This window comes from Caballeronia sp., from assembly GCF_049581465.1.
Classification (GTDB): Bacteria; Pseudomonadota; Gammaproteobacteria; order Burkholderiales; family Burkholderiaceae; genus Caballeronia.
On record NZ_JBAUSA010001197.1, the window covers coordinates 1 to 11,207 of the forward strand.

8 protein-coding genes are annotated in these 11,207 nt (G+C 58.3%); 4 read left to right on the plus strand and 4 right to left on the minus strand.

Translation table 11 applies throughout. From position 1 onward, the window contains the following. The first annotated feature begins 135 nt into the window (after window positions 1–135). Both WCA53_RS29245 and WCA53_RS29250 read left to right on the plus strand, forming a co-directional pair. Window positions 136–939, plus strand: a complete 804-nt coding sequence (locus tag WCA53_RS29245) for a MetQ/NlpA family ABC transporter substrate-binding protein (protein WP_423919379.1) — start codon at window positions 136–138, stop codon at window positions 937–939. 578 nt (window positions 940–1,517) lie between these two features. Then, window positions 1,518–2,843, plus strand: a complete 1,326-nt coding sequence (locus WCA53_RS29250; protein WP_423919382.1) for an epoxide hydrolase family protein — start codon at window positions 1,518–1,520, stop codon at window positions 2,841–2,843. Window positions 2,844–2,894: 51 nt separating this feature from the next. Here WCA53_RS29250 and WCA53_RS29255 read toward each other — a convergent pair whose 3' ends face one another. The 3 genes from WCA53_RS29255 to WCA53_RS29265 form a co-directional block, all read right to left on the minus strand. Beyond that, window positions 2,895–4,691, minus strand: a complete 1,797-nt coding sequence (locus tag WCA53_RS29255) for a methyl-accepting chemotaxis protein (protein WP_423919403.1) — start codon at window positions 4,689–4,691, stop codon at window positions 2,895–2,897. A 208-nt stretch (window positions 4,692–4,899) separates the two neighbouring features. Continuing rightward, complete coding sequence (locus WCA53_RS29260) at window positions 4,900–5,841, minus strand: AEC family transporter (protein ID WP_423919385.1); 942 nt, start codon at window positions 5,839–5,841, stop codon at window positions 4,900–4,902. 187 nt (window positions 5,842–6,028) lie between these two features. Next, window positions 6,029–7,132 (minus strand): mandelate racemase/muconate lactonizing enzyme family protein, encoded by a 1,104-nt coding sequence (locus WCA53_RS29265; protein ID WP_423919388.1) that lies wholly within the window; start codon window positions 7,130–7,132, stop codon window positions 6,029–6,031. Between the two features lie 441 nt (window positions 7,133–7,573). Between WCA53_RS29265 and WCA53_RS29270 the strand changes: the two genes are divergently transcribed. Beyond that, a complete protein-coding gene (locus tag WCA53_RS29270) occupies window positions 7,574–8,299 on the plus strand; it encodes a FadR/GntR family transcriptional regulator (RefSeq protein ID WP_423919392.1) in 726 nt (241 codons plus the stop codon). A 33-nt stretch (window positions 8,300–8,332) separates the two neighbouring features. On the opposite strand, the gene WCA53_RS29275 is transcribed toward WCA53_RS29270, so the two are convergent. After that, window positions 8,333–8,620 (minus strand): non-heme iron oxygenase ferredoxin subunit, encoded by a 288-nt coding sequence (locus WCA53_RS29275; RefSeq protein WP_423919397.1) that lies wholly within the window; start codon window positions 8,618–8,620, stop codon window positions 8,333–8,335. Between the two features lie 233 nt (window positions 8,621–8,853). Between WCA53_RS29275 and WCA53_RS29280 the strand changes: the two genes are divergently transcribed. Continuing rightward, window positions 8,854–11,207 (plus strand): efflux RND transporter permease subunit (locus WCA53_RS29280; protein WP_423919400.1); only part of this gene is annotated, 2,354 nt, incomplete at its 3' end.

Consider the following 11,207-nt stretch of genomic DNA (forward strand, 5'->3'; position numbering starts at 1 on the left):
CACTCTCCGCGAGCAGCACCCACCCCCCCCCCCGCGCCATCCCGCGACTTTCGCATAAGTACATGAAAACCGATTGGTTCCGCAATCAGCAAAGCCGTGTCACGATGCATCCCTCCTAACCCATCGAGATCAAACATGCTTCGTAGAACCGTCATCGCCAGCTTAACCGTCGCGGCGCTCGCAACTGCCTTGGGCACTGCCCACGCCGAAGATGCGCCTATTCGCGTCGGTACCATGAGCGGCCCCGATGCTCAAATCTGGACGGAAGTGACGAAAGTGGCCGCACGCGACGGGTTAACGGTGAAAGTCATCGAGTTCAACGATTACATCCAGCCAAACGCCGCGCTCGACGCCGGCGATCTCGATGCCAACGGCTTCCAGCACAAGCCCTTTCTCGACAGCCAGATCAAGCAGCGCGGCTACAAGATCGTAAGCGTAGGCCTGACCTACACCGCGCCAATGGGCTTCTACTCAAAGAAGATCAAGTCGCTCAAAGACCTGCCCCAGGGCGCAAAGGTCGGTATCCAGAATGATCCGTCCAACGGCAATCGCGCACTCCTGTTGCTGCAAAAGAATGGCGTGATCAAGCTGAAAGCAGGTGCCGGACAGAACGGCGTCAATGCGACTCCGCTAGATGTCGTCGAGAATCCAAAGGGTATCAAACTGGTCGAGCTCGATTCCGCCCAACTGCCGCGCTCGCTCGATGACCTGAGCGCTGCGTCAATCAATACCGATTACGCGGTGAAGGCCGGCCTGTCACCGACAAAAGATGCAATCGCGATCGAAGATTTGAAGGGCCCCTACGCCAACCTGATCGCCGTGCGCGAGCAGGATCGCAACAAGCCATGGGTCAAGAAACTGGTGGCAGCGTACGAATCCCAAGACGTGAAGCAGTTCATCAACACCCAGTTCAAAGGCTCGATTATTCCGGCTTTCTGAACGCCCGCGCCAGATCCGCGGTCAGCGCTTAAGCTTGGAGGCACACCGATGCGCAGCGAGATTGACTACAGCGCGCTCCGACTTCCGATGCGGTGCGAGCGCCTTCGAGTCACGACAGCGCGTCCAAGCTTCTCCTCAATCCTTTAGTGTTGCTTATGGGGTCGGTGCACTTTCGGTCGTACCCCTTAACTATGCAATGAGCTTTGTCCTGTCGAAAATCATACTGCATGGGATCCTAAAAACAGGGCAGACACCCCGTCCGAAGACGCAAATAAGCCTGTTTTCAGGCAATCGTTAGACGTAAGAATCGCCTACGTGGTTATTCCTGATGCACACAAGTGTTGTGCACGTGCTGCCGTTTACGCCAAGTGCTTGCCTACACATAATGGCTCCACCTACCGCGAACTATGGTTTGCGGTCAATCAAGGTGGCGACGAGTTTGAGGTTTGCCGACTGGCTCCCTATATAAGCGGTCCAGGTGGGCGCTCATGAAAGTGCGTTGCTCAGCATTGCATTCCATTGCTGTGGCACTTTTCGCTCTGCCCCCTTACGTACCCTTATTACCAATCGGAGTTTGTATGCCAAACGATACCCTTCCTCAAACCCCATCGCGCCGTCGGTTTATCGGCGTCGCAGCGGCGACCGTTGCAGCGAGCGCATTGAGCCAGCTCGCTTTCGCAGATACGAATCAGGCCGTCACTGACATCGCACAGTCACCCAGCGGTGACCCGACCTCGATTCGTCCGCTTCGCATACATGCGCCGGAATCGCAACTCATCGACTTAAAAAGACGTATCAAGGCGACCAGGTGGCCTGAGCGGGAAACGGTAACGGATGCATCGCAAGGCGTGCAGCTCGCGAACATGCAAAGACTCGCACGTTATTGGGCAACGGATTACGACTGGCGCAAGGTCGAAGCGAGGTTGAACGCCCTGCCGCAATTCGTCACCGAGATCGACGGGCTCGACATTCATTTCATCCACGTTCGTTCGAAACATGAAAACGCGTTGCCGATGATCGTCACGCACGGGTGGCCCGGCTCGATCATCGAGCAGTTGAAGATCATCGATCCGCTGACCAATCCGACAGCGCATGGCGGCGCGGCATCGGACGCTTTCGACATCGTGATTCCGTCGCTTCCGGGCTACGGCTTCTCAGGCAAGCCGACAGCAACCGGCTGGGATCCTGCTCGCATCGCACGCGCCTGGATCGTACTGATGCAGCGTCTCGGATACACGAAATACGTCGCGCAAGGCGGCGATTGGGGCAATGCCATCACGGAGCAGATGGCCCTGCTGACGCCGCCGGGACTGCTCGGCATGCACACCAACATGCCGGCTACCGTACCGGACAACATTGCAGAAGCACTCAAGCAGGGCGAGCCGGCGCCAGCAGGACTCAACCCCGACGAGAAGCACGCGTACGATCAGCTCGACTTTTTCTATAAGCACGGCCTTGGCTATGCCCAGGAAATGGCGGGGCGCCCGCAGACGCTGTACGGGATTGAAGATTCACCTATTGGCCTGGCTGCCTGGATGCTCGACCACGATGCCGCCAGTCAGGCGCTCATCGCACGAGTCTTTGACGGTCAGACCGAGGGCCTTACGCGAACCGACGTCCTCGACAACGTCACGCTCTATTGGCTGACGAACACGGCCGTCTCGTCGGCTCGCCTGTATTGGGAAAACAAGCTTAACTTCTTTGCGCCGAAGCACGTCACGATTCCCGTTGCCGTCAGTGTGTTTCCAGATGAGATCTACGCTGCCCCGCAGAGCTGGACGGAGAAAGCGTATCCCAAACTGATTCATTACAACCGTCTCCCCAAAGGCGGGCACTTTGCCGCGTGGGAACAGCCGCAAGAGTTCACGGAAGAGATACGCGTAAGTTTCCGGACGCTGCGCTAAACGTAAGCGATGGGGACGACGCCGTGATGGCGTCGTCCGCATTTGCACTCGCTATAGCTTGAATTGACCCACGATATCGGCGAGCCTGAATGCCTGCTCCCGTAATAATTCGGAGCCTGCGGAGGCTTGCTCGACCAGTGCGGCGTTCTGCTGGGTCGTCGAGTCTAATTGCGCGACGGCCTGATTGACCTGAGTAATGCCGACTGTCTGTTCGGTAGATGACGACTTAATCTCTTCGAGAATGTCGGTCACCTTTTTCACGCTCATCACAATGTTATTCATCGTCGTGCCGGCACTTTCAACCAATGCCTTGCCTGACTCAACTTTTCCAACTGAATCGGTGATGAGTCGTTCAATCTCCTTCGCCGCCTGCGCGCTGCGTTGTGCAAGCGAGCGGACCTCACCGGCGACAACGGCGAATCCACGCCCTTGCTCTCCCGCCCGTGCCGCCTCGACTGCTGCGTTCAATGCAAGGATGTTCGTCTGGAATGCAATTCCGTTGATGACGCCAATGATCTCGGCAATCTTTGATGACGACTCGGCGATGTCTTGCATCGTCGAGACAACACCGGCCACCACTTCGCCGCCATGATGCGCGATGCCCGAGGCTGCCGCGGCGAGGTTCCCCGCTTGTGTTGCCGCCTCGGACGACGCAGTGACTGTGCCGGTCAGTTGATCCATCGACGCCGCGGTTTCCTCAAGACTCGCGGCCGACTCTTCGGTCCGGCTCGCAAGGTCAACGTTACCTTGGGCAATCTCCGCTGCAGCGCTCTTCAAAGCCTCACTGCTGTCCCGGATATCGCGAAGTACGTCGGCTATTTTGTCCGCAAAACGATTGAATGCGCGTGCGATCTGAGCGACCTCGTCTTTGCCTTCAGCGGTCAAGCGTTTCGTCAGGTCGCCCCCCGCCGATCCGATCTCCTCCATTGCCAAACGTACGTCGGAAAGACGCCGGAACGACGACGCGGTCAGGGCCCCCATAATCAAAACGGAACAGGCGACCACCACCACCAAGGTCAATAGAAGCGCCCGAACAACGCTTCGTAGCTGTGCCAGTGCGTCATCCTTGTCGTACGCTACGACGAGAGACCAGGTTGTGCCCGGAACCCGCTCAGCCTTAAGGAACTTGGGCACGCCTTGAACGTTCATCTCGACAGCTTCGGTTGCCGTTACAAGCGACGCCAGTGCTTCCGCGGTCAAATTAGGAACGAGTTCCGCGACAGGCTTGAGGTTGAGCCTTTCATCGCCATTGGCAACAATGGTGCCGTCCGCCGCGACCAACATGGCGAGGCTGTTAGGGGAAGGCTTGATGGCCTTCACAATGCCATTCACCGCGGCTAGTGTGACGTTTGCGGCGACGACCGCTTTTAGCTGGCCATTTTCTACGATGGGCATTGAAAAACTGACAATCAGCGAATGCGTAACCGCGTCGGTATAGGGTGGCGTAATGATCAGCTTTCCCGCCGAGGCCGCCTGCTGATACCAAGGGCGAGTCGTCGGGTCATAGCTGGCCGCGATTCCCCTGTCGCGAGAGAACAATGCGTGTTTATCGGGAAAGCCGGCGTAGGCGATCTGGAAATCACCGGATTTTTCAAGTTGTACGAGCGACGCCATCGGTTCTGTGGCGATCGCGGACGCTGACACAGCCTGCACCATCTCACCTCGTGAGGTTGCCCACGCTGACAGTGCTTGAGAATTTCCATCTACGGCAGTGCTCAGATCCCGATTCAACGTAGCAAAGGCCGATCGCTGCGTAACAAAATACATAGTGCAGGTCGTAACCAGCAGGGAGGCCATGACAATGGCCACGCAGGTCGCCGTGATTCGAATTCGGATAGAAGATAGCATTCGGTGCAATGACAAGATGTGGTGGTTTTTACAACGGATTCAATTCAATCGAGTTCCTCCCAACAGCCTTGAAACTCGTTTTCGTTGCCGGCGGCAGAACGCCGGCCGCGGAACTACCCGCCGACGCCGACTACTGCCATGCGCATGATTTTTCGCTGGGAAAAAGGCCGTCAATTCTCCACTACTCAGGACCTGATAAGAGATGTTCTCAGGCCGCGGCGAGACCCCCATCAATCAGATAGATTGCAAAGGCGAAGGTGACAATGGACAGAACCGTGCTAATGAGAATGGACGTGGTTGCCTCACTCTTGTACGCACCTGCTTCGTTGGCAAACATCGCGGGAATCGTGGCGGACGGGAGCGCGCAAAGCAAGATCATCTGTTGTGCGTAATGGCCTTTGACCGCCAGGAGCACGAGTGCACCGGCCATCAGTGCGGGGTGCAATAACAACTTGAGCCCCGTGTTCACCCAGACCTCTGATGACAGCTTCAACTTCACCGAGGACATGATCAGTCCGAGACACAACAGCGAAACACCAGGCGTCGCCTTCCCAAGAAGATTAAGGGAGTCTGCCAGCACAGGCGGCAGCTTTATCGCGAGCAGGGAGCAAAGGATACCGATCGCCGGGGCCCACATGAGCGGCCGACGAACGGCAGTCGAAATGCTTGAGACGAATGCCTTCGCACCACTTCCTTCACCACTGGCGACAGTGAGAAGCATCGTCGACAGGGGAATCATGACGAGGCTCGCGACCAAGTTAAGCACCAGCACCGAATACAGGCTTCCTGGCCCGAACATGACCTGGAGGATCGGGATTCCCATAAATGCCGCGTCGGGATACCCGCACACGAATGCCTTTAGCGTTGCTGCTTTCAATTCACGATAGCGATACCATCCGATCGCGAACGTAAGGGCGTACATCCCCATGATTCCGATGAACGTCGCAATGACAAACCGGAAATCGAGCAACTGCGAACGAGGCGTGGCGGCCATGCCGGCAAGCAGCAAGGCGGGGAAAATCCAGTTAAGAACAAGCCGGCTGATCAGAAGACTATCTGAATGGTTGAGCTTGCCGCGTTTGCCGGCCAAGAAGCCTAGGACAATGACAAAGGCGACGGGCAACAAAGGCCCGACGATACGATCCAGCATGCGTTGACACTCCTAGAGATTGATCCGCGTGCTCGCCAGGCTTACAGGCGAGCACGTCGTTCTTGTTGCTGCACGGCGCTTCGTATCCGACCGGCGTCGTCGTTATTCTGTAAATTGCTTATCTGCTGTCAGGTCAAAGCGACCGGCACTAGGAGAATTGAGTCGTCAAGGCTGGGGCCTTGTGCGTTCAGGCCACACGATAGTCACGGATGACATCGGCGTCCGGCTCAAGGCCAAGTCCTGCGCCCTGAGGCACGGTGATCGCGCCATTCTTCGGGATGATTGCGTCACCATAGAGTTGTGCCTCCAGGTCGAAATAGCGCCACTCGACCAGTGCACCGGCGCCGCCCAGCGCCGCGCTTGCATGCACGCTCGCAAGCAATCCCGGACCGTCATAGAAGGTGTGAACCATCACCGTGACGTTATTGGCGTTTGCCAACGCGAACACTTTTTTCAGTTCGGTGAGGCCACCCATCTTCGCGGGGCTTGGCTGAATGAAGTCGACGGACTTCGCCTCAAGAAGATGCTGGAAATCCATCAACGTCGACGCGTTCTCGCCGGCGGCAATCGCAATGCCACCTTCGCGCCGAACCTGTGCAAGCCCTGAATAGTTCTCAGGTGGCCAGACAGGCTCTTCGAGCCAGCGGAGATTGAATGGGCGCAGCTTGTTCGTCATGTCGAGCGCTTCGCGCACGGACCACGGGCAATTGACGTCGAGCGTTATATCAATGTCGTCGCCTGCTGCTTCGCGGGCGGCTCGTACGCAGTCCACATCGATCTCATGCAGCTTGAGATGACGAAAGCCACTGTCCAGTGCACGCTTGACGTTGGTCCTGACAAGGTCGGGGTCGGAGTATCGGATAAGGCTGGCGTAGCAGTTAAGCGCGGTGGCGTCGCTGCCGCCGAGGAGTTGATAGACCGGCTTTTGCGCTACCTTCCCGGCGATATCCCAAAGCGCAATGTCGATGGCCGAGAGTCCGAAGATGAAGGCGCCGCTACGCCCGAAGATGTGGAATTTCTTCTGCATGTCGAGCATCAGCTTTTCAAGCTGCGTTGCATCCCGACCGATCACTGCGGGGGCGAGGATCGAATCGATCACGACCCTTACAGCCGGAATGGACGTAAAGCCGAACGTCTCGCCCCAACCCACTACCCCTGTGTCGGTTGTTACCTTGACGATCAGCGAGTCGACGGTCTGGAGATCCGCTCCGCCCCACGCTCCCGCGTCTGATCGGCCACCCGCTGTAAAGGGAATTCGAAGGGGTATGGACTCTATGCTGGCAATCTTCACGGTGTTCTTTCCTCAAGTTCTCGACTGATGTCCGACGGCGGCGAAGTGCCGAAGCATCGATCCGCGTTTTCCCGCGTCCCGCCTCGGGCGACTGACGTATCATATTGGACATCCTCTTGTCCCTCAACAGAACAACGGCAATTTCTTGCTATGGTTTACCCTCTACTCGATGAGACGTGAGTCCGTACTGCGATGGGTTTTTAGCATCGCCATGGCATCGCTTATGGTCGGTGCGCTATAATTAACGGCCTGAAGCGGGGCTTCTGAAGGTCGCGCCCACCTCGCTCGTATAATTAGCGCCTTGCTACGCAAGTCACGCCCGGCTATCCGTGGGGCTGGTGTGATTGATATCTCCTTGTTGGACAAGAGGCGTGCTTTGACCCTGCGGGTCGCCAGAATGTAGGCCGCCCGAAGAGGCCTTCCCGAATAGAGATTCTTGACATGAGTGAATTAAATGTCCGACCGGTAGAGCGCAGGCCGCATCTTGCCGAGCACATCACGCGGACCCTGACTGACGAGATTGTTTCGGGGCGCTTGCAGCCCGGGGATCGCCTGCCGACCGAGCACTACCTGTCGGAGAACTTTGGGGTTAGTCGAAACGTTGTTCGCGAGGCGATTGCGAGCCTGCGCACGCAAGGGCTGATCGAGTCCCGTCAGGGGGTCGGTGCCTTTGTGATGATGCGGGAGAGCGATCCCGCTCCGCGGGTTTCCATCAACCTGCTGCAGGGAGACCCGACGATCCGGAATATGTTCGAGGTGAGGGCCGCACTCGAAAGTCAGGCTGCTGCACTCGCGGCAATCAATATGACGCCGCGACACCTGAGATCGATCCAGTCCGCAGTGGAACGGATGCGGGATCAAGAAGCGCCGACAGCCGATACAGTCAGCGCCGACGTGGACTTTCATCGCGCCGTGGCTGCCGCCTCGGGCAATGACTATCTGGCAACGATGATCGGGACAGTACTCGAGCCCATGCGGCTACTAATCGCGGCGGCATTCTCCCGGCCCGGCCCGGTCTTCGGAAAGATGCCGAACGCGGCGAGGCAGGAGCACGACGTGATCCTTGAAGCCTTGATTAAAAAAGAACCCGCAGTCGCCCGGCAGTTAATGGGGCAGCATATCGTGAATGCTGCCTCACGCTTCGGCTACGAAATTACCCTGATTTAAGCTTAAGCGCAGTGGGTTAGCCAGCGGGCTCCTTCATGTCCCCTCCACCGTCGGCATACCGATCAGCACCGAGTCAGCTTCAATGCGGACCGGATGCGTTTTCAGTTGCTGACAGACCGGCGCGCAAAGCGGCTTGCCGGTTGCAATGTCGAAGCGGCCCTGGTGTCGTGGACATTCGATTGAGCGTCCGAGTACAAAGCCATCGGCGAGGTGCGCTTGTTCATGCGTACACCAGCCGTCGGACGCGTAGAAGTTTCCATCGACGTGATAGACAGCGAACGTCGCGGCGCCGTGGTCAAAACGACATAGGCAAAGAAACAATCCAAACCTCTGCGGTTTCAGCAAGCTTTTAATTAATTGTGTACATTCGCGCGTTGCCGTTTCCGAAGCACGGTCCAAGGCAAGCTGGACCGACGACGACCTTACGAACGCCTTCTGAATTTATTAATACAAGTGATGCTAAGGCATTCGCTGTGACTGTAAGCCGGGCGTCGCCCTCTCCCACCGCGACACCCTCGCGCGCCGTTTCGATTTAACTCCGCTATGGAATCCGCATGCTAGGCCTAGTACGTATCGCGCTTCGACGGCCCTACACCTTCGTCGTTCTGGCAATTTTTATCCTGATCATCGGCCCGCTGTCTGCGCTGAGAACACCCACTGATATTTTTCCGGATATTCGCATTCCGGTGATTAGCGTGGTGTGGCAGTACACCGGCCTGCCGCCTGATCAAATGACAGGCAGGATCATGTCGCCGTTCGAGCGTACGCTGACCACCACCGTGAACGACATCGAGCATATCGAAGCGGAATCGGTGAACGGCTTCGGGGTCATCAAGATCTTTTTTCAGCCCGGCGTGAACATCAGTACCGCGAATGCGCAGGTGACCGCCATCGCACAAACGCAGTTGCGCGCACTACCGCCCGGCACTACGCCACCGCTGATCCTTAACTACAACGCGTCGACAGTGCCGATCATCCAGCTCGCGCTATCGGGCGTCGGGCTGACGGAACAGAACCTGGGCGACCTCGGGCTCAATGCGCTGCGCCCCTCGCTGGTGACCGTTGCGGGTGCGTCGATCCCCTACCCGTTCGGCGGCAAGACAAGGCAGGTGCAGATCGATATCAACCCGGCAGCTTTGCAGGCGCGGGGCTTGTCGGCGCAAGACGTGGCCAACGCGCTGGCCGGCCAGAACCTGATCACACCGATCGGTACCGAGAAGATCGGCGATCACGAATACACGTTGCAACTCAACGACGCACCATCCGCCATCAAGGCCCTCGGCGATCTGCCAGTCAAGGCGGTGAACGGCACGACCATCTATATCCGCGACATCGCGAACGTGCGCGACGGCAACCCGCCGCAGACGAATATCGTTCATGTGAACGGACACCGCTCGGTACTGATGTCCGTATTGAAGAACGGCTCCGCGTCGACACTCGGGATCATCGCCGGCATCAAGGAGCGGGTGGAAGCCGCGAGGCCGTCGTTGCCCGACAACCTGAAGATCGACGCGATCGGCGACCAGTCGCTGTTCGTGCGCGCGGCAATCAGCGGCGTGGCGCGCGAAGGCGTGATCGCCGCTGCGCTGACCAGCCTCATGATCCTGCTGTTTCTCGGCAGCTGGCGCTCAACGGTCATCATCGCGACCTCGATCCCGCTGGCCATTCTGGGCTCGATCGCCACGCTCTCGGCGCTCGGCGAGACCATGAACATCATGACGCTAGGCGGACTCGCCCTAGCGGTGGGCATTCTCGTCGACGACGCGACCGTCACGATCGAAAATATCAACTGGCACCTCGAACAGGGCAAGGACGTCGAGTCGGCGATCCTCGACGGCGCGGCGCAGATCGTCACGCCCGCGTTCGTCTCGCTGCTCTGTATCTGCATCGTGTTCGTGCCGATGTTCTTCCTCAACGGCGTGGCGCGTTTTCTCTTCGTGCCCATGGCCGAGGCCGTGATCTTCGCGATGATCTCGTCGTTCATCCTGTCGCGCACGCTTGTGCCCACGATGGCGAAGTACCTGCTGCATCCGCACGATCTCAATGAGAACGCGCACGAAGCAAAACGGCCCGGTCCATTGGGACGCTTCCAGCGGCGCTTCGAAGCCGGCTTCGAAAAAGTCCGTAGCGGCTATCACGGCTTGCTTGAAGTGGCGCTCAACCATCGGGCGGCGTTTGTCAGTTGCTTCCTTGGCTTCGTGTTTATTTCCTTCGCGCTCGTACCGCTGCTTGGCCGCAACTTCTTCCCGGATGTCGACGCCGGGCAGATCCTTCTGCATGTTCGCGCACCGGTCGGCGTGCGGGTTGAAAAGACCGCGCAGATCCTGGCGAACGTCGAAGGCGAGATTCGCCAGATCGTTCCCCCATCGGAACTCAAGACGGTTGTCGACAACATAGGCCTGCCTGTCAGCGGGATCAACCTGGCCTATAACAACACGGGCACCATCGGCTCGCAAGACGGCGACATCCAGATCGCGCTAAGCGCAGACCACCGGCCGACAGCGGACTATGTGCGCGAGATGCGCGAGAAGTTGCCGCGCCTGTTCCCGGGCGTCACCTTCTCGTTTCCGCCGGCGGACATCATCGGCCAGATCCTGAACTTTGGCTCGCCGGCGCCTGTCGACCTGCAGATTCGCGGCAACAACCTCGCCGCCAATTTCGCCTACGCCGACCGCCTGCTGCGTGAAATCCGCCGGGTTCCCGGGGTCGCCGATGCACGCATCCAGCAGTCGCAAGGCAACCCGACCTTCAACGTCGACGTTGACCGCACGCGTGCCCAGTTACTGGGGATCACCGAGCGCGACGTGACCAACAGCCTGGTCGTCAACTTCGCGGGTTCGAGCCAGGTCGCGCCGACGTTCTGGCTGAATCCGGTTAACGGCGTGTCGTATCCGATCGTGATGCAGAC